At 32.2% G+C, this 24191-nt stretch carries 18 protein-coding genes, 1 tRNA gene and 2 pseudogenes; 10 read left to right on the forward strand and 11 right to left on the reverse strand.

Annotated features, from left to right (window positions below; translation table 11 throughout):
- Positions 1 to 26 precede the first annotated feature (26 nt).
- From ADIWIN_RS10305 to rpoN, 3 genes and pseudogenes are all read left to right on the forward strand, one after another.
- A pseudogene (locus ADIWIN_RS10305) lies at positions 27 to 2428 on the forward strand (efflux RND transporter permease subunit).
- 40 nt (positions 2429 to 2468) lie between these two features.
- A pseudogene (gene asnS / locus ADIWIN_RS10310) lies at positions 2469 to 3912 on the forward strand (asparagine--tRNA ligase).
- Between the two features lie 72 nt (positions 3913 to 3984).
- Positions 3985 to 5451, forward strand: coding sequence for an RNA polymerase factor sigma-54 (gene rpoN / locus ADIWIN_RS10315; RefSeq protein WP_020894721.1), 1467 nt, complete (start codon positions 3985 to 3987; stop codon positions 5449 to 5451).
- A 4-nt stretch (positions 5452 to 5455) separates the two neighbouring features.
- Here rpoN and ADIWIN_RS10320 read toward each other — a convergent pair whose 3' ends face one another.
- Entirely contained in the window at positions 5456 to 7348 is a 1893-nt protein-coding gene (locus ADIWIN_RS10320) for a hypothetical protein (RefSeq protein WP_020894722.1), read from the reverse strand.
- Positions 7349 to 7440: 92 nt separating this feature from the next.
- On the opposite strand from ADIWIN_RS10320, the gene ADIWIN_RS10325 reads away from it, so the two are divergent.
- Positions 7441 to 8049: a hypothetical protein gene (locus ADIWIN_RS10325; RefSeq protein WP_040756935.1), complete on the forward strand. Its 609-nt coding sequence runs from the start codon at positions 7441 to 7443 to the stop codon at positions 8047 to 8049.
- On the opposite strand, the gene ADIWIN_RS10330 is transcribed toward ADIWIN_RS10325, so the two are convergent.
- From ADIWIN_RS10330 to ADIWIN_RS10375, 10 genes are all read right to left on the reverse strand, one after another.
- Positions 8044 to 8742, reverse strand: a complete 699-nt coding sequence (locus ADIWIN_RS10330; RefSeq protein ID WP_040756936.1) for a porin family protein — start codon at positions 8740 to 8742, stop codon at positions 8044 to 8046. The genes ADIWIN_RS10325 and ADIWIN_RS10330 overlap by 6 nt on opposite strands.
- Positions 8743 to 8923: 181 nt before the next feature.
- Complete coding sequence (locus ADIWIN_RS10335) at positions 8924 to 9391, reverse strand: ExbD/TolR family protein (RefSeq protein WP_020894725.1); 468 nt, start codon at positions 9389 to 9391, stop codon at positions 8924 to 8926.
- A gap of 15 nt (positions 9392 to 9406) precedes the next feature.
- The gene (locus tag ADIWIN_RS10340) at positions 9407 to 10039 is read right to left on the reverse strand and encodes an ExbD/TolR family protein (protein ID WP_040756941.1); all 633 of its coding nucleotides are present in this window, start codon (positions 10037 to 10039) and stop codon (positions 9407 to 9409) included.
- Between the two features lie 245 nt (positions 10040 to 10284).
- Positions 10285 to 10482 (reverse strand): hypothetical protein, encoded by a 198-nt coding sequence (locus ADIWIN_RS19600; protein ID WP_020894728.1) that lies wholly within the window; start codon positions 10480 to 10482, stop codon positions 10285 to 10287.
- A 9-nt stretch (positions 10483 to 10491) separates the two neighbouring features.
- Entirely contained in the window at positions 10492 to 11265 is a 774-nt protein-coding gene (locus ADIWIN_RS10350) for a MotA/TolQ/ExbB proton channel family protein (protein ID WP_040756945.1), read from the reverse strand.
- A 75-nt stretch (positions 11266 to 11340) separates the two neighbouring features.
- Positions 11341 to 11428: transfer RNA gene (locus tag ADIWIN_RS10355), tRNA-Ser, on the reverse strand.
- Between the two features lie 83 nt (positions 11429 to 11511).
- Positions 11512 to 12540 carry an asparaginase gene (locus ADIWIN_RS10360; RefSeq protein ID WP_020894730.1) on the reverse strand — a complete coding sequence of 343 codons (1029 nt, stop codon included), beginning with the start codon at positions 12538 to 12540 and terminating at the stop codon, positions 11512 to 11514.
- The gene (locus tag ADIWIN_RS10365; protein ID WP_020894731.1) at positions 12541 to 13308 is read right to left on the reverse strand and encodes a TatD family hydrolase; all 768 of its coding nucleotides are present in this window, start codon (positions 13306 to 13308) and stop codon (positions 12541 to 12543) included.
- Positions 13309 to 13402: 94 nt separating this feature from the next.
- On the reverse strand, positions 13403 to 14149 hold the full coding sequence (locus tag ADIWIN_RS10370; protein WP_020894732.1) for a tetratricopeptide repeat protein: 747 nt from the start codon (positions 14147 to 14149) through the stop codon (positions 13403 to 13405).
- A 4-nt stretch (positions 14150 to 14153) separates the two neighbouring features.
- Entirely contained in the window at positions 14154 to 14735 is a 582-nt protein-coding gene (locus ADIWIN_RS10375) for an RNA polymerase sigma factor (protein WP_020894733.1), read from the reverse strand.
- Positions 14736 to 14858: 123 nt separating this feature from the next.
- Here ADIWIN_RS10375 and ADIWIN_RS10380 point away from each other — a divergent pair, with 123 nt between their 5' ends.
- The 6 genes from ADIWIN_RS10380 (at position 14859) to ADIWIN_RS10405 (ending at position 23768) form a co-directional block, all read left to right on the forward strand.
- Complete coding sequence (locus tag ADIWIN_RS10380) at positions 14859 to 16742, forward strand: T9SS type A sorting domain-containing protein (RefSeq protein WP_040756947.1); 1884 nt, start codon at positions 14859 to 14861, stop codon at positions 16740 to 16742.
- Between the two features lie 134 nt (positions 16743 to 16876).
- Positions 16877 to 17911 (forward strand): hypothetical protein, encoded by a 1035-nt coding sequence (locus tag ADIWIN_RS10385; protein ID WP_020894735.1) that lies wholly within the window; start codon positions 16877 to 16879, stop codon positions 17909 to 17911.
- 150 nt (positions 17912 to 18061) lie between these two features.
- Entirely contained in the window at positions 18062 to 20014 is a 1953-nt protein-coding gene (locus ADIWIN_RS10390; protein WP_020894736.1) for a PKD domain-containing protein, read from the forward strand.
- Between the two features lie 22 nt (positions 20015 to 20036).
- Positions 20037 to 22628, forward strand: a complete 2592-nt coding sequence (locus ADIWIN_RS10395; protein ID WP_040756949.1) for a CHAT domain-containing protein — start codon at positions 20037 to 20039, stop codon at positions 22626 to 22628.
- Positions 22616 to 23056: a retropepsin-like aspartic protease gene (locus ADIWIN_RS10400; protein ID WP_020894738.1), complete on the forward strand. Its 441-nt coding sequence runs from the start codon at positions 22616 to 22618 to the stop codon at positions 23054 to 23056. Before ADIWIN_RS10395 ends, ADIWIN_RS10400 begins: the two co-directional genes overlap by 13 nt.
- 82 nt (positions 23057 to 23138) lie before the next feature.
- Positions 23139 to 23768, forward strand: coding sequence for a response regulator (locus ADIWIN_RS10405; protein ID WP_020894739.1), 630 nt, complete (start codon positions 23139 to 23141; stop codon positions 23766 to 23768).
- Positions 23769 to 24191: the final 423 nt, after the last annotated feature.

The raw sequence follows: 24191 nt of genomic DNA on the forward strand, positions 1-24191 counted from the left end.
TTGCTCTAAGGCAGTTTTACTACAGCATGTTTAAACTTTTTACCACAGGATTTTGGGAAGCTATTGCAAGACTTATTCTTCGTAATAAAATCTTTATTCTTATTGCTATTATCTTAGCAACTATATTTTTTAGCTCTCAATGGAAACACATGCGTTTTTCATCTACAGAAGCGAATTTATTACCAGATGACCACGCAGTAAACCTTGTTTATAACGAATTTTTAGAGATTTTTGGTGAAGAAGGCAACCTTGTTGTACTTGGTGTTAAAGATTCTACACTATTCTCTGTAAAACAATTGAATGCTTGGAATAAACTCGCAGATTCCTTTAAAGGCTATGATGAAGTTGAAGCTGTTCTATCTATAAAAGATCTTAAAAAACTAGTTAAAAACACTGAAAAAGTACAGTTTGAATTAGAACCTTTTATAAAGGATTCCATAAGCAGTATTGAAGAGGTTAACAAACTTCAAGATGAACTTTTTAATCAATACCCTTTTTACGATAATTTCTTATTTAATGCAGAGACCAAAACCATTAGAACGGCACTCTACTTAAAGAAAGATATTATTAACACACCTGCTAGGAAAGCATTTATTTTAAATAACCTTCAGGAAAAAGTTGATGCGTTTGAAGCCCAAACCGGACTTGATGTTAGAGTTTCGGGAATGCCTTATATCCGAACTTTAAGTTCGCAGAGTATTATAGATGAAATTCCTATTTTTATTGGAGGAGCACTATTTGTAACCTCTTTAATTTTCTTCCTATTCTTTAGATCATTTAGAGCGACTTTTATTTCGCTTGTGGTAGTTTGTATTGGGGTAATGTGGACCTTTGGAATCTTAGGTATACTAGGCTATGAAATTACAGTATTAACGGCTTTAATTCCTCCTTTAATCATCGTTATTGGAATCCCAAATTGTATTTTTTTAATCAATAAATTTCAACATGAAGTAAAATCTCATGGAAATAAAGTAAAATCATTACAACGTGTCATTACTAAAGTTGGTAACGCTACTTTAATGACTAATGTCACAACGGCTTCTGGTTTTGCTACATTTATACTTACAGAAAGTACATTACTTAAAGAGTTTGGTATTGTAGCTTCATTGAGCATTCTTGCAATTTTCACATTGTGTTTACTCATTATTCCTATAATGTACACGTTCTTGCCTTATCCTAAAGAACGCCATTTAGAACATTTAAATAAACGTTGGATTGGTGCCTTTGTAAATTGGATGGAATCCATGGTGAAGAACAAAAAATAACAATTTATATTACAACGCTTATTCTAATTGTTGTTAGTATTATTGGTATTCACCAAATTAAAATTTCTGGTAGTCTCATTGAAGATATGCCTCAAAACACAGAGTTCTTTAAGGATATTCGGTTTTTTGAGTCTGAATTTAATGGTATTATGCCATTAGAAATTATGATAGATACCAAACGTAAAAAAGGAGTTATGAAATTAGCGACTTTAAAACGTATGGATGAGCTTGAAGAATTAATTACGGATATTCCCGAATTATCTCGACCAATTTCAGTGGTAAGCTTAGTGAAATATAGTAAACAAGCCTATTACAACGGTAATCCTAAATATTACCAATTACCTACGAGTCAAGAAAATAGTTTCATCTTATCCTATGCTAAAAACTCGACCTCAAATGTTGACATGCTTAACAATTTTGTAGATAGCACAGGCCAATACGCCCGTATTACTACGTTTATGAAGGATATTGGTACTGATAAAATGGAGCGTATTCAAGAAGACCTTCAAGCTGAAATCGACAAGTTATTTCCTAAAGAACGTTATAATGTAATCATTACAGGTAAAGCCTTAGTTTTCCAAAAAGGAACTAAATATCTGGTTAAAAATTTAGCGATTTCGCTCACACTTGCCATAGTACTTATTGCGTTATTTATGGCGTATTTGTTCCGTTCTTTTAAAATGATAATTGTATCATTAATTCCTAATTTACTACCACTTTTAGTGACCGCAGGTATCATGGGTTACATTGGTGTACCAATAAAGCCTTCAACTATTTTAGTGTTTAGTATCGCTTTTGGTATTTCGGTAGATGATACTATTCACTTTTTAGCAAAATACAGACAAGAGTTACAAGCCAACAATTGGAAAATTAAAAAATCTGTTTATGCAGCACTTAGAGAAACTGGCGTTAGTATGATTTATACTTCAATTGTATTATTCTTTGGGTTCTCGGTATTTACCATTTCTAGCTTTGGTGGCACCGTAGCTTTAGGAGCTTTAGTTTCTATAACCTTACTATTTGCCATGCTGTCTAACTTACTGTTATTACCTTCGTTATTACTATCTTTAGAGCGCAATATTGCCAATAAAGAAGTCTTAAGAAAACCTTCCATCAATGTTATTGCTTTGGAAGATGATAACGAAGACGACAAATTAAACTAAGAATATCACTATATTTTAGCCTTAAAAAATTATTTAAAAAATGACTTCAAAAACTGTAGCACAATTATTATCACAAGATGTCACCTTACAAGATGTTACCATCAAAGGGTGGGTAAGAACTTTTAGAGCCAATCGATTTATAGCTTTGAATGATGGTTCTACTATAAATAATATTCAATGTGTTGTTGATTTTGAAAATTTTGACGAAGCCCTTTTAAAGCGTGTCACTACAGGTGCTGCGATTCATATCACAGGAGAGTTAGTAGAGAGTCAAGGAAAAGGTCAATCGGTTGAAATTGTTGTAAAAACATTAGAGATTCTAGGTGATTCTGACCCGGAAACCTACCCTATTCAACCTAAAAAACACTCGTTTGAATTTTTAAGAGAAAACGCTCATTTACGTACAAGAACAAATACGTTTAGTGCTGTAATGCGTTTAAGATCTTCATTATCTTTTGCTGTTCATAAATACTTTAACGAAAATGGCTTTAACTATATGCACACACCTATTATTACGGGTAGTGATGCAGAAGGTGCAGGTGAAATGTTTAAAGTTTCCAACTTAGATTCGAAAAATCCACCGTTAAATGACGATGGTTCTGTAAATTATAAAGAAGATTTCTTCGGAAAAGAAACTAATTTAACGGTTTCTGGTCAGCTTGAAGCTGAAACCTATGCAATGTCTTTAGGCAAAGTTTATACGTTTGGACCAACATTTAGAGCAGAAAACTCTAATACGTCGCGCCACTTAGCAGAATTCTGGATGATTGAACCTGAAGTTGCTTTTATGGATTTAGCGGGGAATATGGATTTAGCTGAAGATTTCATGAAATCTGTATTAAGCTATGTTTTAGAAAACAATAAAGAAGATTTAGAGTTTTTAGATAAGCGCCTTTTAGATGAAGAAAAACAAAACCTCAAGCAGAACGAAGTGATATGAGCTTAATTGAAAAAATTAAGTTTGTCGTAGATAACAACTTTAAGCGTGTAAGCTATACCGAAGCTATTGATATTCTAAGAAATTCTAAGCCAAACAAAAAAAGAAATTCAACTATATCATTGAAGAGTGGGGTGCAGATCTACAATCTGAGCACGAGCGTTTCTTGGTTGAAAAGCACTTTAAATGTCCTGTAATTTTATTTGATTACCCAGCAAACATTAAAGCATTTTACATGCGTTTAAATGAGCCAGATAGTGAAGGAAGAGAAACAGTAAGAGCTATGGATATTTTATTTCCAGGTATTGGTGAAATGGTCGGAGGATCGCAACGTGAAGAGCGCTTAGATGTTTTAAAAGAAAAAATGAAAGCTTTAGATATTTCTGAAGAAGAGCTATGGTGGTACTTAGACTTACGTAAATATGGTTCGGCAGTACATTCTGGTTTCGGATTAGGATTTGAACGTTTGGTAATGTTTGCTACTGGAATGGGAAATATTAGAGATGTTATTCCTTTTCCTAGAACACCTCAAAATGCAGAATTTTAATCACTATATTTAAACCTGTTAGGTTTTAAAACCTGACGGGTTTTTTATTATTTATATAATCAATTAGAATTTATGTCTTTAAAGCAGTTTTTACAGTTTAAACTCTCTCAAAAGTTGTCTCCACAGCAGATTCAACTTATGAAGTTGATTCAATTGCCTACACAAGCCTTTGAGCAACGCTTAAAACAAGAGTTAGAAGAAAACCCTGCCTTAGATACTGGAAAAGAATCAGAGACGTCTGAAGATGAGTTTGACGAATTTGATAATTCTGAAACGGACTATGATGACAATGAAACTATTGAAGCTGATGATATTAATATCGACGAATATCTAAGCGACGACGAAATTCCGGAATACCGTACACAAGCCAATAATTACAGTGCTGATGATGAAGATAAGACGATGCCTTATGCTGCTGGAACTTCATTTACGCAACATTTAATAAATCAGTTAAACACCTTTAGATTAACAGAACAAGAGGAAGAAATAGCCTATTTCCTGGTAGGTAGCGTTGATGAAAGTGGCTACATACGTCGCTCACTAGCTGATATTACAGACGACTTAGCTTTTACACAAAATGTATATACGACTGAAGACGAAGTTGAAAAGGTTCTAAATATTGTGCATCTATTAGATCCTGCAGGTGTTGGAGCTCGTAATCTTCAAGAATGTTTAAGCATTCAATTACATAGAAAAGAACAGCATCCAGATGTTGAATTGGCAACAACTATTATAGATAAAGGCTTTGAGCAATTCACTAAAAAGCACTATAAGAAGTTAATGCAAAAATTTAACATTGACGAAGCACAACTTAAAGACGCTATAGAAGAAGTTGAAAGACTGAATCCTAAACCTGGTGGTTCTTATGCTGGTAATAACAAAATTGTAGAACATATTGTACCCGATTTTGCTATAAAGATTGTAGATGGCGAATTGGAACTTACCCTAAATGGTAGAAATGCACCAGAATTGCATGTCTCAAGAGAATACAATAACATGCTTAAAGGTTATAAGGAGACTAAAGAAAAATCTAGAGCCCAAAAGGATGCGGTAATGTTTATAAAGCAAAAATTAGATGCTGCTAAATGGTTTATTGAAGCGGTAAGACAACGTCAGCAAACTTTATTTGTTACTATGAGTTCGATTATGCATTACCAAAAAGAATACTTCTTATCTGGTGATGAGCGCAATTTGCGCCCTATGATTTTAAAAGATATTGCAGACGAAATTGAAATGGATGTTTCAACCATATCTCGTGTTGCTAATAGTAAGTATGTTGACACTCCCTATGGAACCAAATTAATTAAGGAATTCTTTTCAGAATCTATGACTAATGATCAAGGTGAAGAAGTTTCAACAAGAGAAATTAAAAAGATTCTAGAAACAGTTATCGAAGAAGAAAGTAAAAAGAAGCCTTTAACTGATGAAGCGCTTTCTAAAATCTTAAAAGAAAAAGGCTACCCTATTGCGCGACGTACTGTTGCTAAATATAGAGAGCAATTAGATATTCCTGTGGCGCGATTAAGAAAGGAACTTTAAGCGTTTAATTAGTACAACTTTCGCAATAACTTTGGCGCAAATCATTGTTTGCTAATAGCTGAAACGTTACTCCGCCATCTTCAACAGCATTAAATATCTTGCAATATCTGCTACTATTAAGGTTTATGGCATTTAGCATAATTGCTCTATAATCATCTGTCTTAGTAAGCTCGTTATCGGTAAGAGTTAGGTTTAAATAGTAAAACAGTAAATCCTCATCAACATCTATTGAACGTGCCTTTTTTGTTAATAATTCAGCCGCTTTATCCGTATTTGCATAATACACTAAATATTGTGCTAAACTAAAATAGTCAAAATCTGAAAGTGACACTTTCTTGTAGGCGTTAGTAATATAATTTACCGACTTATCTTTGTTTTTATAATCGCGCTCACGCATATACTTTTCACTTTTAATAATGTGATAATTTATCATCATCCTATCGATAAGCTGCTTGTCAATGCCAAAACTTTTTAGAGCATAAATTTCTGATTTAAACTTAATGTCATTTACAGATTCAATATTATGACGCCAAATTAAAAATTTTAGGGCTACTAAATTATAACGTACTCTAGGATTCTTGGGTTCTAGTTTTTTAAGATTTTCTAGTTCATTCCTAACGATGATCATTTGCTTTTGATCTAATTGATATTTAATCGCACTATTGTTATTTAAGAAATTAATGAATTTCAACTGCAAAGGAATTTCCATATTTTTTAAAATATCTGGTGATACTTCTTTATTCTTTAGTTTTTCAAAAATAGAATTCTGAATTTGAGCTGCTTCATCTAAATTACCATCCTTCATAGACGAATTAAAGAGACCTACGAGTTCTGTCGCAGATTTCACTTTATAAATATCTTTTCGTTCTAATTCTAATGTAATCACTGCTTTTCTATGATTTTTTAAGTAAGGCTCCATGTCTTGAGAAAAAGAACCTACAAGCTTAGATTTTAACTCACTTTTACTTAAAGCCTTTAAGTTCTCGTGTTTTGTACCTTCAATATCATTTAAAAATTCAACCCAATTTTCGGAAGACGAAATACTTGTTTTGATATTAGGTTTTTGATACGATTGAATGGCCTTGGCGATACTATTCGCTCTATCTTGTTGCAATTCAATATTACGTTCTAAACTCCCCTCAATAGATGAATACGCTTTGATGTTTATCGTCTTTATATTGAAATTTGTTAAGTTTAATGAATCGTAAACCGGTTTTATATCCTCTGATGAGTATTGTGTCTTATTCTTCTCAAATGGTATTTTAAATCGAAGTGTTTTATATTTTATCTGAAAGGATTCATCTTCAGTATCTCCAACTTTTACATTTTTAAAACTTATGGAATCTAAATACATTCCCATATCTAGCAAGTCCCACTTATAGGCTTCAATGTCATAGATGATTTGATAACGACACAACGTTTTATTACCTACGAAAAGCATATTGTATTCTACATCTTTATTTTTAAGATTTTCAGGTAATTTACCTACTAATACACGATAAGAATTTTCACCAATAGATTTTAAGCCACTTTTAAGTCGGGATGCATATACAGGTCTTAATAATTCACCTCTAATCTGATCCGTTTTTATGTTTTCTATTGCGCAATCATAAATATCCTTAGAAACCAAATCAATAGCTATACCATCAGTATCATTTGCAAATAAACTATTAAACCACGTTTTATCATTAGTATGAAAATACAAGTTACCATTGTCATTTTTAATGGTAAAATTTACTTCTTTGGGTTTTTGTTGAAATGCCGAAAAACAATTCCTACATGCTTGATTTCTTTCAGATTCTGATTTGGGAAAAATAATTCTGTAATTACCTTGAGCCAAAGCATAATTTACACTTAGTAAAATGAGTAAACTTAGAGTGATGTATTTTTTAATCATTCGATGGTTTTTTATAAAATAAAAATATATAATCTACTTATAAAGTATAGCATGATTATTTTGAAGATAAAACTTTACATTTGTTATTACACATGAAAGAATTTATTTTAAAAGGTATATCGTTTGTTTTTCACCCATTAATAATGCCATTATTGGGTATATTATTTTACTTTTCTAAAACTCCACGTTACATTCCAGAACCTGTAAGAAATGCTAAAATATTTTCGATTGTAATCCTTACGATCATTTTACCGATTCTTTTATTCTTTCTACTAAAAACAATCAATAAGGTTAATTCTATCTACCTAAAAAGCACCAAAGATCGCTTAATACCACTATTTATCAATTGTATTATTATTGTGTTGATTCTAATACGTGTATTAACACCAGATGAAATTATAGAATTATACTACTTCTTTTTAGGTATTCTATTTTCTACTTTAACATGTTTTATTTTGGCTGTTTTTAGAATAAAAGCAAGTATTCACATGATAGCTGCTTCTGGCTTTTTTATGTTCGCTGTTGCATTAAGTTTGCACTATCATATAAATATTATTGGTACAATTGCACTAATGATGATTATTCTAGGTGCCATTGCCACATCGCGTTTACATCTAAAAGCGCACACCCCTCAAGAATTGATAATAGGTATTTTTACAGGATTACTTCCACAGTTTATCCTTCTAAATTATTGGTTATAAAACATAAAACATCAATCCTATTTTTAAGGATTTCATATCTATACTTTCACCTTCGAACTGTATGTTATTATCAAAAATTGAATTTAAACCATAATATACATGAAAATTCCAAGTACTGTAACCAGCACTCAAGGTTAAACCATATTGAATTTTATTAAAGCTATCTATATTAGTGAGTTTCTCATTAGCCACTTCACTCCTAAAAGTTGTTGTATTATAGAGTAAATACCCTATTTTAAATCCAGTGTAAATACGCCAAAAATTATAATCCTCTGGATTAGACGTTCTCCATCTAAATTCCAAAGGAACTTCTACGAGGTACGTAGCAAACTTATTCTTAGATACATTATAGTCACTTTCGTCGATTTTACTAAAGGATATAGTCTTATTAATTTCTTCAATTAATACGTTTTTTTGATTATATGAATTTGTAGAAATTCCCAAACCTAAGCCTATGGCAACATTACGTTTTTCGTTAATTGGCATATCTCGGATAAAACCAAAATGAAACCCTGATGAAAAACCAGATTGAGAAACTCCACTCGGCTTTTCATTAAGTATATTATAAGTTACTGACGCATAGAATTGATCCTCTCTGTAATCTTTATACAGTTTGGATGCATCAGTATAATCGTTTTGTGAAAACCCCACAAAACCTATTAATACAATTAAGAGTAAAAAATAACTTTTCATATGTTGATGCATATACTTTTTAGACGGTGATATGTTATCACTATACTCTTTTATTTTAGAGACAACATATTTAACATGCTTGATAAATATTGATAAAGCTACAAAATCTTTAATATCATTTAAACAAAAAACGTCCTGAGATTGTTTCTCAGGACGTTTTATTTATAAAATTAAGAATTTATTATAACTTATCAGTTTTTGTATTAGCTATATACATTACTTTTAACGCATTAGCCTTACGCAATTCTTGCTTAATATCTGATACTAAACCTGCATTGGTTTCTTTATCGATTTTAAGTCCAATTACGACTCTACTTTGTAAGTCTTCATTTAAATCGTTTATACCCTGAATAACTGATGATTGCACATCCTCTACCGTAATATAAGCGTCATTAAATTGAATTCTTGGTTCTTTACCAAATTGCTTGTACAAATCGCTTGGTTTCCCTGCATAAATAAAGATTGTTCTGTCTTTTTTAAGTTTTTCAACCTGATCAGCACTAGGCAATCTGTTTTCAATCATCAAAGTACTGTCTCTCATTACAGTTGCAACCATAAAAAAGAAAAGCAACATAAATACAATATCTGGAAGTGATGCCGTTGAAATTGCGGGCAATCCACCTTTATCTTTTTTTCTAAACTTAGACATAATTGTTACTTTTTATTATTTTTCAGGTTCTGCTTCAGACAATTTCATTGGGAATAATAACTTAACGGTCTCAATTCGCTCATTAAGTACTTCATCCTTACTAAATTGATTCTTCTCTTTCTCTTCGAGCATAGCGGTAAACACCTTGTCAGCATTTGGATAATACTTTTTGTATAGTCTTTCTGCTTCTCGCTCTCTTAAGAAGTTATAAGCTGCAACCAACTCATTTTGTACATCGATGTACTTTTCATAAGTGGTTTCTCTATCGTGCTTCATTGAGATAATTGCTTTATCAGGATGGTCTGAGGAATCCTCTAAACGCTTTCCTTTACAATAATCACAAGACTCACCTTCTGGGTTAGTTCCGCCACCATTATCTAAAAAATCAATAGCTGCTTGTCTTAATTCACTAATCGGAATTTCCTTCTCTTCTACTAAGAGTTGGTTATTACGGTTAATATTAACAGTAAATAGATTTTTTTGTCTAATAATTGGTGGTTCAACTTCAGTGTCATCAATAGGTGGCAAACTTCTTAATAATCCTTTGTCCTTTTCAATAGTAGTTGTTACTAAGAAAAAGATAAGTAATAAGAAGGCAATGTCAGCCATTGATCCTGCATTTACTTCGGGTGCTGCTCTTTTTGCCATGTTATATTATTTACTAATTACTTTTTTAACTCCTGAGAAAACCATAGTTATTGCAGCAATTGCTAATAATACATAGAATGCAATTAAACCGGCACCAACCATGTGAGACTGCCCTTCTGTTGCTAAATCATCTCCACTTTTGTATACTGTTGGATCTCCACCAGATAACGCATAAGAAATAGCTAATACAGCTACAAACGCACCAACACCAATTAAAGTACTTTTAAGAGAAGCTGTATTTGTAATTAGATTTTGTAAAACAAAAACAATACAAATGCAACAACTAATCCTAATATCACGTAAGCACTGTAGGCCATAGGCTCAAACAAACCTGCTTCACCTCCTGTTTCCATAGCTTCGTCACCAGCAGCAATAATTCTCACAAGAGAAATGATACCAAACAAACTAAGAACAGCGGCAATAATTTTAAATATTTTGTGCATAATTAATTTTTATTTTTTGTGTCTTACTAATAAATCCATCAAAGTAATTGATGCATCTTCCATATCATTTACAATACTGTCTATTTTCGCAATGATGTAATTATAAAAGATTTGGAGTATAATCGCTACAATAAGACCAAATACCGTTGTTAACAGTGCTACTTTAATACCACCTGCTACTAATGATGGGTTCATATCACCTGCAGCTTCAATCTTATCAAATGCAGAAATCATACCAATTACCGTACCCATGAAACCAAGCATTGGTGCCAAAGCGATAAATAATGAAATCCAAGACACATTCTTTTCTAATTGTCCCATTTGTACACCACCATAAGCTACAACAGCTTTTTCAGCAGCATCGATATCTTCATCGGCTCTGTCTAAACCTTGATAGAATATAGAGGCAACAGGTCCTTTTGTATTTCTACAAACTTCCTTTGCTGCTTCGATACCACCAGAATTTAGTGCATCTTCTACATTTTGAGTTAATTTTTTAGTGTTTGTAGTCGAAAGATTTAAAAAGATAATTCTCTCAATAGCAATTGCCAAACCAAGAATTAAACATAATAGTACAATACCCATAAAGCCTGCACCCCCTTCAATAAAACGCTTTTTTAATACTTGATGGAAACTCAAATCTTCTTCTGCCGCAGCATCATCACTTTGAGTTACACTTGTTACAGTTGCTGTTGCACTTGCAAAGGCTGTTGTTGCATTGGCATTAACAGTTCCGATAGCCATTAAACATGTTATGGCAAGGATAGAAAATAATCTTTTCATTGTTCTGAATCTTAATTTTATTAGTTAAAGTGTTAAAGATAAAAAAAATTATGTAATTCTAACGATAAATATCAGCAGAGAGGAAGGGATTCGAACCCTCGATACCCTTTTGAGGTATACACACTTTCCAGGCGTGCGCCTTCGACCACTCGGCCACCTCTCTCTAAATTTATTTAAAATTACATTGTGCCAAATAACGAAAAAATCTTCAAACACTAAAATTTATAGTGTTATTTTCTGTTATTTTTAGGACATTTCGCCTCTTAAGGACGTTTCGAAAATAGTTTTGAATTCTTTTCCTTCAATTTTAGCTCCCAAAAGGTACATTAATTTGGCAACTGCTGCTTCTGTAGTTATATCTTTTCCTGAGATAATACCTATTAATTTCAACTGTGAACTGGTTTCATATTGGCCCATATTTACACTTCCTCCTGCACATTGGGTTACATTAACGATATGAAGTCCTCTTGCAACTGCATTTTTTAATAATTTTAAAAACCAATCTTCGGTTGTAGCATTCCCAGAACCATAAGTTTCTATAATAAGTCCCTTAATTAATTTGCTTGTAAGAATGGCTTCACAAATTGGTCTAGAAATACCAGGAAATAATTTTAGCACTCCTATATTGGTATCCATAGCTGTACGCAAAACTAAATCAGTATTTGGTTTTGGTCTCCATAAATGCTCTGAATTAACATTTAAATGCACTCCAGATTCTGCTAAATGCGGATAATTAAGCGACTCAAAGGCTTCAAAATGTTCGGCATTTAACTTAGTGGTTCTATTTCCTCTATATAATTTGTATTCAAAATATAAACCTACCTCTCTAATTACTGGCAATCCTTCAATATTTAAAGATGCCATTTGTATCGATGTAATTAGGTTTTCCTTTGCATCTGTACGTAAATCTCCAATTGGCAATTGCGAGCCTGTAAATATTACGGGCTTTGCTAAGTTTTCTAACATAAAACTAAGCGCAGATGCCGAGTAGCTCATCGTATCACTACCGTGTAAAACCACAAAACCATCGTACATTAAATAATTCTCTCCTATAATAGTCGCAATATCTCCCCAATATTTAGGATTCATATTGGATGAATCTATAGGTTCTTCAAAAGAAATGGTATCAATTGTACAATCTAATAATCGTAATTCTGGAATCTTAACAAGCAGACTGTTGAAATCGAATGCTTTTAGCGCACCAGTCTCAACATCTTTAATCATACCAATGGTGCCACCTGTATATATTAATAGAATATGTGGTTGTTTTGTCATTTAAATTCCGAATATAGCTTTTGAATTTTCTGTAGTAATGGTAGCGATTTCTTCTTCGCTTATTTCATAAAGTTCCGACAATTTTTCTAATACCTTATTAATATGAGCACTTTCATTTCGTTTTCCTCTGAACGGCTTAGGCGCTAAATACGGTGAATCTGTTTCTAAAACAATGTGCTTGAGGTCTATTTGATTAATGAATTGATCAATTTTACCATTCTTGAAGGTGACAACTCCTCCTATTCCTAATTTCATGTTATAAGAAATTGCTTTCTGAGCCTGTTCCAAATTCCCTGTAAAACAATGGAAAATTCCGTATAAATCATCGGACTTCTCTTGTTCTAAAACTTCAAAAATTTCATCGAAAGCGTCCCTACAATGAATAACTATTGGTAGCTTATATTGTTTTGCAAGATTTATTTGATGCCTGAAGGCTTCAATTTGGATATCTAAAGTAGATTTATCCCAATATAAATCGATTCCGATTTCTCCAATAGCAAAAAATTTTCGTTTTGCTAATAAATCGTCAACAAGACGCAATTCTTCTTTATAATTATCTTTTACAGACGTAGGATGTAAACCCATCATTAAAAAGACATGTTCAGGGAAATCTTTTTCTAGTTGAAGCATCGCTTCTGTATAAGAGGAATCTATTGCAGGAATAAAAAACCGTGTAACATTAGCCTCTATGGCTCGTTCTATCATTTCCGCTCTATCTTCATCAAAAGCATCACTGTACAAATGGGTATGTGTATCTGTAATAATCATTTTGCAAAAGTAAAAAAGTCATCTTGGATTTGATGACTTTCGTTTTAGTATTTATTTTAAAGAATATTGCGCTATATCACTAAGAGTTTATAGCTTAGTCTAATTTCTTCATTAATTCTTGAGCCGTTTTGTAATCTTCTGCATCTTGAGGGATGGTTTTAAGAACATTAATACATTCTGACTCTTTATTTTGTTTTAAATAATTTAAAGCTAAAATCCATTTTGCTTTGTTTTTATAAGCGGAATTCCCATTAGATAATTTGTTAAGTAACACCTCTGCTTCTTCAAACTGATTCGTTTCAACCAAAGCGATACTCTTATATAATTGTATTTCTAAATTAGAAAAATCGGCTTCTAAAATCGTATTGAATACCACAATGGCGTCATCGTAATTTTGAGAATTAAAATTTTGCTCTGCTTTGCTAAAGCTATCATCTTCAGCACTTCTAACCGTTAAACTAATAGCGTCGAAATTATTATAATCATCATAACTAGGACTTCCAAATTGATTAAAAACAAAGAAACCTAGAAGAATGACCACAGAAGCCGCAACAGCATACTTATAGAAATTAGATGTCGGAGATGGTTTAATTATGAGGTCCTCATCGTGAATGGCATTAAAATGTTGACTAGATATAACATCTAAATTGGCTTTAAAATCGAAAATCTCGCGTTCGTTTGCAATTTGATGTTCTAGATTTGAAGTGAGGTCTTTATAAATCTCAAAAGACTTATTAAATTCAGGATCTGATTCTAATCGCATATTAAATGCTAATAAATCCTCCTCAGACAAATCTCCAACAAGGTAAGCTTCAAACTGTATATAATCTTGTTCTTCCATAATATTAATAATTAAGTCGGTTAAATTTAGGGGATGCTTTCACAAGTTTTGTTAATTGTCCTATGCATAACGATTTTTTCTTTCGTGCATAAGCATAAGTGATGTCGAGACTTTTAGCAACTTCTTCCATAGATTTTATTTTAAAAGTCGCTTTCAGCAAATCTTTACAAGCATCTCCTAATTGTTGAAACATCTCATTAAACAGGGCTTGTTTATTTTCGAAAATTGAAGTTTCAAAAGACAATACTTGTGCATCATCATCCTTAGATAACACCTCTTCATTAATTGTTACCTCTTTCCCCTTACTTTTCTTTAATTGATTTAACCACTTTCGTTTACAGAGCAAGAAAAAATAAGCATCAAACGGACATGTTAATTGTAGCTTCTTTTGTTTCGCTTGGTTATATATGGTTATAATAGTTTCTTGAATAACATCTTGTGCATCATATGCATCTCCACTATTCTGCTTGATATAATTAATCACCTTGGGAGCAAACTTATCATAGATCGCCTGAATAATAAAGGCATTGTTTTCGGCTAATCCATCAATATACTTTTGGTCTTCGTGTAATTTTTTATCGCTCATGAACCCTTTATTTTCAACGAATTTAAAGAAAACTTTGAAATATTGAGGTAACAAATTTCAAAAGCTTTTGATGTATTAGTAGATGGATAGAGAATCCATTTACTAATCACTAAAATTTTTAATATGAAAAATTCTATTCAAAAAATCATTATGCTACTGCTGCTGTCCTTTTACGGACTTGCACATGCTCAGGGAGAGTTAACTCCCGGAGTACAAACGAGCTCCATAACTGCATCTATAAGCAGTTGGGTAAGCTCAACCTCTGACAAAAACAAAGAGTTTTATGCCTCTGCCTATTGGGTAAGTGGTGAAGATTGTGGAAATTATTTAAAAATCTACGATGGCACCACGTTTGCTTCTACATCTCCACAAGTCCTCATCTCTAGTTACCACGGATTTACAAGGGTACGATTGGATCAAAACAATAATGTTTACGTGCTATACGTAGACCGAACTGCTCCCGGAAGTACTACATTTAGAACCTATCTAAAAAAGTATAATACTGCTGGTACATTAATTGGATCTCGAATTGAAGTCGCTAATAATACTAATGCTACAGATATTGAAGTGGCTCCTAACGGTGACGTTCTTATTGGATGTGTTGAAAGTAATTTAGCCAAGGTTAAAGTTTTTAGAAACATGGTTTATAAAGGGTTTTTACCAATAAGTAATATCCCTGCAATTACGAACAGTAGTCCATTTTCTATACAGATGGATATGAAAGACTCTAAATTTGTAGTTGGATATTCGATGGGTAGCATAACGTCCTCACAATTACACCTTAAGCGTTTTACCTACAGCCCAAGCTTTAGTGCATTCTTTAACATCAATTCGTCTTCTCAATATTCTCATTATTCAGAATCGGGTAGTCGTTTTGAAAGAACCAATAATCAAATTGCATTACGCTCTAATTGGGAAGTGTTTTATAACGTAAATACATCTACATCATACCCGTTTACAGATTTTAGAGTTAAACATTTACATTCTGGAGGTAGTAATATGTTTCAGTATTCAAATGGTTTTGTCGATGTAGATATAAATGACAGATTATTAATTAGTAAAAACTACGGAAGTATTAATTACCCAGATTATAAAGTACAACTGTTTGACACAAGTAACAGTTTAATACATGAATTTGCTATCAGTAATAAAATTAAGAATCATTTAGAAAGTATAGCTATATATGATTGCGAATTTGTAATTACTGGAATTGACAGAAAGCTAGGTGCCAATCCGTTACTACACACCTACCAAAGTTTTCATCAATTATTTAACTGCCAAGATTGTAGACCAAAAATGGGAGCCACTGCAGTCGCAAAATTTAGATTTCCAAATGCAGTCAATCAATACCCTTCTAAGTATGGTCCTTTAGATGTTACTGAATTGTGTTTAGTTGACAATTTACTAGTCGATGGATCTCTGAGTAGTTGTGAAAATAGCTACTATGTTGAATTAAGTGAGTTTAACCCTGTAAGCTGGACGAATACATTAGTATTACATTCAGACTGGGTAACGCCATTAATTCAAGCTCCTAATAATATTAATATTGTCGATTTCTTACCACCTGGTTATCATTTAAGACCTGGTAAAATTTACAGATTTAAATTAGCTGTAGGTTCACCTTGGGATTCTACAGAAATATTTTTTGAAGTCACTTGTTGTAAACGCGACATCGTTGTGGTTGGTAATCCTTCAGAGGTAGATAAAGCTTATAAATACAGCTTAACTTTTGGAGAAGACCATACAGATATTAAAGATGAAGAAGCTGTTAACTTTTCAACGTTTCCTAATCCTGCCAAAGAAATTTTGACTCTAGATTTTAGCAACTTCGATACAGAAGCAACAAAAGTTGTAAGTATTAAAAACATACAAGGCATAGCGGTTTTTTCTAAGAAAACGACATTAGAAAAGGAGACGATTTCTGTAAAACAATGGCCTACTGGCATCTATATTACTACAGTTATAATTGATGGAAAACCCTATCAAAAGAAAATAATTAAAAAATAATTATCCGATGTAAACTACTAATTAATAAGCTACTTCAGTCCTAAAGTAGCTTATTATTAAAAAACCTCATAAGAAGGGGTAACAAAAATAGTTTTCAGTTTATATAAAAGCAGATAACCATAAATTCAACTATTATGAAAACAATTAAAAACATTCACATCAGAACGCATACAAAACGAATTTTAAGTAAAAATTTATTCAGCCTTTTTGCCCTATTATTAATGACCTCAATACTTGCTACTAGCTGCGATCCTACTGACGATTCCGATAGCGGATCACAAAATGAAGAGCCGCCTACAGCTCAAGAATTTAAAAACATTAGAGATATTGCACTAAATAACCATACTCAACTATTTAATTTTAATACAGAGGATGTTTACATTTCATTAATCTCAGAAAATGGCGTTCAAATTAATTTAAATGCAAATTGCCTTACCGACAATGGCAACCCCGTTTCTGGAGACATAACTTTAGAATACATTGAAATTTTTGAAAAAGGCAGCATGTTAACGACCAACAAACCTACTATGGGAAAATTACCAAATGGTGATAAAGCCTTAATAATTACAGGAGGTGAATTCTTTATAGAAGTAACTCAGAATGGTACCATATTAGATACAAACTGTGGCTTGCAATTAGTTATTCCTACAAGCCTAACAGGAGGTTCTGATCCAGATATGAGTCTTTGGACTGGAGAAATGGATGCTGATGGCAACTTAGCTTGGGATGAAGTTGAAGATAACACCAATGGAGATGGAGGCCTATTCTTAGAAGGGGAAAATTATTATGGCATTTTAGAAGGATTTGGCTGGACCAATGTAGATAAATTCTACAATGATCCAAGACCTAAAACAACACTTCAAGTACAACCACCAGCGGGTTACAACAATCAAAACAGCGCAATTTACTTGTCTTACGACGGTGAACTACCAGCCTTAGCACAATTAGATACTTATGATGAAACTCTGAATCTTTTTAGTGAGCATTACGGACAAATACCAATTGGTTTAGAATGTCATGTCATTTTCGTTTCTGAATCCGATGGTGAATGGAGGTATTCTATAAAACCAGTAACTATAGTTGCAAATGAAATTATAACGTTTTATTTAGGGGAAACTACAGTAAGAACAGAAGCTTCATTAACAGCTTTGATAAATGATTTACCATAAATCATTGTTACCTACTTAGTTAATAAAAGTCAGAAATTAATTTTTCTGACTTTTTCTGCTATCTATAAACAACCATAAATTCTTTTTACTTGATAATTAGAACCCTATTAGTTATTAATTGTTAAATTTAATCACAATAAATTCACCTCCATGAAACCTATAACTCTATTTTATTTCGTTTTTAGCTTTTCAGTTTTTAGTTTTGCACAGCAAGACATTGCAAAAGATACGACGCGAAGAACGGCAAATATTGAATACAAAAAACTTGGCAACCAAATTGATTTTAAGGCAAACGCACCAGAACTGAATCAAATTGCAGGTGCACCAAAAGCTTTTTACACCAATTTCTGGGAGTTTGGAGATGGTACATTTAGCAAAGAAAAAGAACTTAAAAAAACCTATAAAAGAAATGGAGACTACACCGTTAGGTTATGGGCAACCAATAATTACGATACCGGAAAACCGCCATTAACACGCCCTAAAAAAATAACCGTTGATAATGCAACTGATGACTACAAAGACGAAGCTTCAATGGATAATGCTCTAAACCTTCAACGGAATAGAGAACCCATGCCAGATGAGGATATCGTCATTGTTTTAAGTTATAAAAACACAAAATCATATACTACCAATGGAAAGTTCTTTTTGTTTTACAATGAAGCGAAATACAAAGCAGACAACTTCGACCTTATTGAAACCAGACCATATCACGATGAAAAAGAAATAAATGATGCTATTGTGTATGCCTCAAAATTTGATTCTGATGTGTATTATGCCTCTGCTGAGGATAATCTACTATCTCTAAAAGCGAAACCTCAAGACACAACGGTACAGAAAAATCTACCTCAAACTTTAGACGATGCTAAATTCGCGTATAGAAACTCAAGTCAACTTCGTTTTGACAATATGGAACCTAACGAAGAACGCCATGTGTTTTACAGCTTAAAGACTACCAAGGAAATGCTAAAAGACACTTCTGCGATTATTTCTGTTAGAGGTGTCTATGTACCAGATAACAGTTATGACAATCACCATGTAAAAGATATGGAAATGGAAATTGTAACATCTCACGACCCTAATAAAATGTCCTCTAATGCCTCATTTCTAAATTATAGGTTAGTACGATATAAACGTCCAAAATTTAAAATTAGATTTCAGAATAATGGTGAAGGTCCGGCTACAACGATTCGTTTAGAAACGGATATCCCAGACATGTTTGATAAATCGAGTATTGAAGTTTTAGACATGTATCCTAAAGTAAAAATTTGTCCGAAATACGATGTCAAATACAGTTGTCTCGACACGACTTATACTGCTAAACAAGCGATTTTCACATTCAAAAACATCTATCTACCCGGAAGCGAACAGAAAAATGTAAAAGCATACGATTCAACAAAAGGCTTTGTAAAATACAGATTAAAGTTCTCAGATGATTTTCATAAAAAGAAAACCAAATCGCGAACAGCCATAATCTTTGATAAAAATGAACCGATAATCACCAATTATTCTACAACACGCTTTTTACCAGGTATTTCTATAGGTGTAAAAGCCGGTTACAACTCATTTTCGGATTTAAAAAATTCAGAGAGTTACTTTTTAGGAGCTACTATTTCACCTTATAAATCCCATCGTTGGTATTGGCAAGTTGAATTATTAAACAGTATTCATAAATATGACACTAATACAGAAATAAGAGAAGAATTTATAGATGATGCCGCCGTCGGTATTCCATACACCCAACGCACAACAACAAGCAGAAGTTACAGCAATATAGATTGGGAAATCCCAGTATTAGTTCGGTATAATGTGAATAATTATATCGGTTTAGGTGCCGGAATTATTGGTACTATATCGGTAAACGAAAAACAAGAACAATCTGTTTTAACTGAACAATTTGAAGGGCAAGGTGCCGATTTATTTCTTTTTGATAGTCGCACTACTAATGAAGAAGTCACAGAGTCCTTCACTAATTTCAGAAAAGGATTTTTAGTAGAAGCCACAGCTGGTTTTGCTCGTATTGGCCCAAGTCTTGGTGCGCGTTATGTATTTAATTTAGAAGACGATTATAATTATTTGCAACTTTATGCTATTTGGAAATTCTAGTTTAAAAACGGTGCCATTATAAATGAAAAAAGGATTCATTTTAATTTTTATGTTGGTCTTCGGAACTTGTTTTGCTCAAGATTTGGAAGAAGCCATTTATGTGGCTACGGAAACGTTTAGTCAACATCAAACAGATGAAGGCTTGGAGGTCCTAAATAAAAATAGTCTTCAATTTGAAACACAGATTAATACAAAAGATGAGTACTATGCTTTTATAAATCTATTAGTTAACAAAGGGTATTATCTCGATAAAACCAATAGAAAAAAGGAAGCGATTAACAGCTACGAAAAAGCACATCAGATTTATAATGACCACAACATTTCATCTTATGATATTGTAGAGTATTGTTTGATTCCTTTAGGTATTCTTTATCATAAAACGAATGCCTATATAAAAGCAGAACAGATTACCTCCTATTACCTTCAACTTGCCGAAAAACAGAATAATAAGCAACAACAAATTTCTGGACTCATTAATTTGGCAAAGCTCTACCAATCGTTACATAAACATCAGCAAGTTATAGATATTGCGAATGAAGGTTTTAAAATTGAAGGCATAAAAAAACAGCAAGCAAAGAACCTTAATTATATAAAAAGAAAAAGTGACCAACTTTTAAATAGTAATCAGAAGCAATTGTTTTTGGAAAATGACGTCATTTTTCTGAGGCGTGATGTTGGCAATATTGAAGAACTTCAACTCAACTATGAAACGGCTTTAAAAAATAAAGATTATGAGTTAGCCTTTTCCTATTTAAATCGTTTAAGACCTCTAACAATTAATGATCTTACTTCAGCACGAAGTAAAGCACAATTTAGTTTTCAAGAAGCACAATTAGATTTTAAACGAAACCTAAATGACAAGGCCATTGCTGAATTAAAAAATTGCTTAGCGATTTTATTACCAAATTTTGATGACACTCAATTACCAAAAACAACTGATTTATATCCCGAAAACACCTTTATTGATGTTTTCGATTTATGGGCAGAATTAGAAATTGAACCCGAAAACGCATTACATTATTACGATTTAAGTTTTTATGTTTCGGACTTACTCGCTCAAGAAAATACCAGCCAAGAAAGCTATATACTTAATGCAAGCATCAATAAAGACCGTAGTGAAAAATGCATAGCCATACTATACGATATGTTTCAGGTAAAAGGAGAGAGCGACTATGCCAAACGCGCTTTTAACTATGCCGAATACACTAAAGCCTTAGCCTTAAAATGGTATACTAATAAAAGAACACTTTTAGAAAAACACCCTACAGATAGCCTTCTTTTAAAAGAACACTATTTATTAAAACAGCAACAACAATTATCCAACAGATTACTTAATAGACCTATAAATAGACCGAAACTACAATTATCAGAACGCGATAGCTTACAATTACAACTCATTACCACAACTACTAAACTGAAGCAATTACAAAATTCTATCAATAACGCGTATCCATCAAACTATTCGAAAAGTATAAATATTGCCAATCTACAATCGAAACTAGGAATCGACAAAGCTTGTTTAATAGAATACTTTTATGGAAAAAATAGCTTGTATCAATTTGTATTCACACCAAATCACATTGCTTTTCAACAAATAGATTTATCAGAATCTAACAAACAGAACATTTCAACATTTATAGATTATTTTGAAAATGGTTCAGTCATTAACAATAACATCTCTCAGTTTACTGATGATGCATTTCAACTTTATGAATTTTTAAAATTGAATGAAATTAGCACTTATGAAAATGTAGTGATTATTGCAGATGGTTTTTTAAATTTTATTCCTTTTGAAAGTTTAGTAACAGCACAAACGGCAACTTCTAATTATTCTAAAATGCCGTTTTTGGTAAAAAAACATCGTTTAGCTTATCATACAAGTGCTTTATTTTATACGAATACAAAACCCTATCAATTCAGAAATTCTGCTTTGGGTGTTTTTCCAGTTTTTGATAATAGCAATTTAAAACTCACCTATTCTTTAGATGAAGCAGAACGTATAAACGATGAGATTAAAACTGAGTTTTTAATGTACAATGCAGCAACCAAAAAAGATGTTTTAGATCAGATAAATAAATATAGTATTCTGCATCTTTCTACACATGCTAATAGTGGTGATTTTACAACTCCAGCTAATATCGATTTTATAGACTCAAAATTGTATTTGCAAGAGTTGTACAATCTCGATCTAACAAATGACTTAGTCATTTTAAGTGCTTGCGAAACAGGAATTGGAATGCTTCACAAAGGAGAAGGTAGCATGAGTTTGACTCGTGGTTTTAAATATGCCGGAATTTCTAACTTAGTAGTTTCACTATGGAAAATCAATGACTTATCTACCTCACAGCTGATGTCTAGTTTTTATAGCGATCTCAGAAAAACGGAATCTGCTTTTGCCGCCAATCAAAATTCTAAATTAGCGTATTTAAGTAATCCTGAAATTTCCAATATTAAGAAGTCACCATATTATTGGAGTGCTTTTATTTATTTTGGCGACTTAACGGTATCAAAGTCTTCAAACGACTATAATTTGTATGTCTATTTCATCTTAGGCTTGATAGTTGCATTCTTATGTTGGTTATTAATATTTAAACAAAAGACATGGAAACGTTAAAAGACTTCCTCTTAAATAAAGGTTATTCTAAAATAAAATTAAAATTTACTAAAACGAATCACTTCGAAATAAAAGCCAGTATTAATGGTGTTAAAGGACGATTTATTTTGGATACAGGAGCTTCAAACAGCTGTGTTGGTTTTGAAGCTATTGAGCGCTTTAATCTTAAAGTAAAAGATTCTGAAATTAAAGCCGTTGGTGCAGGCGCATCTGACATGTTGACGCAAATCTCTACGTCCAATGCGATAAAAGTGGGAAAATGGAAAAAAAATCGTGTGGCTCTAATTCTTTTTAATTTATCTCATGTAAATAATGGCTTAATAAATCACAATGCCAATCCTGTGGATGGTATTATTGGTGCTGATGTATTAAAAAAAGGAAAAGCTGTTATAGACTACGAAAAAAAATACTTGTATTTAAAGTTATAACGGCTCTTTAAGTATTAAAATGGTTTCAGAAATTTTATATGCTGAAGTTTCTTACTACCTTTAAAATTCTTAATAGCAAAGAATGAACCCCACAATCATTATTGCAGATGACCATCCATTGGTCCTCAAAGGTCTGCACGATTTTTTAATAGAGAAAAAGTTTAATGTACTTGCGAGCGCTAAAAATGGTAAAGAAGCATTAGCGCTTATAAAAGCGCACACTCCAGATATTGCCATTTTAGATATAAAAATGCCATTTTTAACAGGCTTACAGATTGCTGAGCAATGTAAAATTGATAAACTAGCCACTAAGATTGTACTAATCACTTTTGAAAAGGATGAAAAAACATATTATGATGCCAAAGCAATAGGCATTTACGGCTATGTTTTAAAAGAGTTTGCATTAGTAGAAATTGAAAACTGTATCTCATCCGTCATAAAAGACAAGTCTTATTTTAGCCCTGAATTGCTGAAGTTTTTAGAATTACATGAATTACCTGAAAATTTTGATTTGTTAACTAATCACGAAAGAGGCATTGTTAAGTTAATATCTCAAAACAAAACTGGAGTAGAGATTGCAGACTTGCTTTTAATTTCACCTCGGACAGTTGAAAAACATAAAAGCAATATCATAAAAAAACTAAAATTAGAGCGAAAACAAAACAGTTTATTAATTTGGGCTAAAGAAAATTCAGCTTTTTTTGATACTTAAATCTAAAAAAAACAAAAACTACGTAAAGTTACGTATAGTTTAGTGTTGTTTTTTTTATGACCTTTACTTCATGTTACAAATGTAGGGGTTGTAACATAAAATTTTGCTATTAGTTAATTCTAAAAAAAACAGGATTGATTAATTCTTAGGGATTATTAGGCCTTGAACTTTTGTTCGAGGCCTTTTTTATGAAATAAAACCAAAAAATACGTAAAGTCACGTATAGTATTGTGTTATAATTATTTGCAACTTTACATCAGCTATTAATTTAAACCTCAAATACAAACCTTATTAACTTTGAATTGTATTATAGTTCGAAGTTTTTAAAAATACAATAAGTCCATGGAAACAATGAAAAATGAATCAACCTCAAAAAATGACAAGGTATTTATTATCTTATTAATTGTTAGTTCAATAATTGTG

The sequence above is a fragment of the Winogradskyella psychrotolerans RS-3 genome, from assembly GCF_000427335.1.
GTDB lineage: Bacteria > Bacteroidota > Bacteroidia > Flavobacteriales > Flavobacteriaceae > Winogradskyella > Winogradskyella psychrotolerans.

Excerpts from the sequence above, each read along its gene's own strand:
- rpoN (WP_020894721.1), top strand. The coding sequence starts at position 3,985 with ATGTCTTTAAAGCAGTTTTTACAGTTTAAACTCTCTCAAAAGTTGTCT.
- ADIWIN_RS10320 (WP_020894722.1), bottom strand. The coding sequence starts at position 7,348 with ATGATTAAAAAATACATCACTCTAAGTTTACTCATTTTACTAAGTGTA.
- ADIWIN_RS10325 (WP_040756935.1), top strand. The coding sequence starts at position 7,441 with ATGAAAGAATTTATTTTAAAAGGTATATCGTTTGTTTTTCACCCATTA.
- ADIWIN_RS10330 (WP_040756936.1), bottom strand. The coding sequence starts at position 8,742 with ATGAAAAGTTATTTTTTACTCTTAATTGTATTAATAGGTTTTGTGGGG.
- ADIWIN_RS10335 (WP_020894725.1), bottom strand. The coding sequence starts at position 9,391 with ATGTCTAAGTTTAGAAAAAAAGATAAAGGTGGATTGCCCGCAATTTCA.
- ADIWIN_RS10340 (WP_040756941.1), bottom strand. The coding sequence starts at position 10,039 with ATGGCAAAAAGAGCAGCACCCGAAGTAAATGCAGGATCAATGGCTGAC.
- ADIWIN_RS19600 (WP_020894728.1), bottom strand. The coding sequence starts at position 10,482 with ATGCACAAAATATTTAAAATTATTGCCGCTGTTCTTAGTTTGTTTGGT.
- ADIWIN_RS10350 (WP_040756945.1), bottom strand. The coding sequence starts at position 11,265 with ATGAAAAGATTATTTTCTATCCTTGCCATAACATGTTTAATGGCTATC.
- ADIWIN_RS10360 (WP_020894730.1), bottom strand. The coding sequence starts at position 12,540 with ATGACAAAACAACCACATATTCTATTAATATATACAGGTGGCACCATT.
- ADIWIN_RS10365 (WP_020894731.1), bottom strand. The coding sequence starts at position 13,308 with ATGATTATTACAGATACACATACCCATTTGTACAGTGATGCTTTTGAT.
- ADIWIN_RS10370 (WP_020894732.1), bottom strand. The coding sequence starts at position 14,149 with ATGGAAGAACAAGATTATATACAGTTTGAAGCTTACCTTGTTGGAGAT.
- ADIWIN_RS10375 (WP_020894733.1), bottom strand. The coding sequence starts at position 14,735 with ATGAGCGATAAAAAATTACACGAAGACCAAAAGTATATTGATGGATTA.
- ADIWIN_RS10380 (WP_040756947.1), top strand. The coding sequence starts at position 14,859 with ATGAAAAATTCTATTCAAAAAATCATTATGCTACTGCTGCTGTCCTTT.
- ADIWIN_RS10385 (WP_020894735.1), top strand. The coding sequence starts at position 16,877 with ATGAAAACAATTAAAAACATTCACATCAGAACGCATACAAAACGAATT.
- ADIWIN_RS10390 (WP_020894736.1), top strand. The coding sequence starts at position 18,062 with ATGAAACCTATAACTCTATTTTATTTCGTTTTTAGCTTTTCAGTTTTT.
- ADIWIN_RS10395 (WP_040756949.1), top strand. The coding sequence starts at position 20,037 with ATGAAAAAAGGATTCATTTTAATTTTTATGTTGGTCTTCGGAACTTGT.
- ADIWIN_RS10400 (WP_020894738.1), top strand. The coding sequence starts at position 22,616 with ATGGAAACGTTAAAAGACTTCCTCTTAAATAAAGGTTATTCTAAAATA.
- ADIWIN_RS10405 (WP_020894739.1), top strand. The coding sequence starts at position 23,139 with ATGAACCCCACAATCATTATTGCAGATGACCATCCATTGGTCCTCAAA.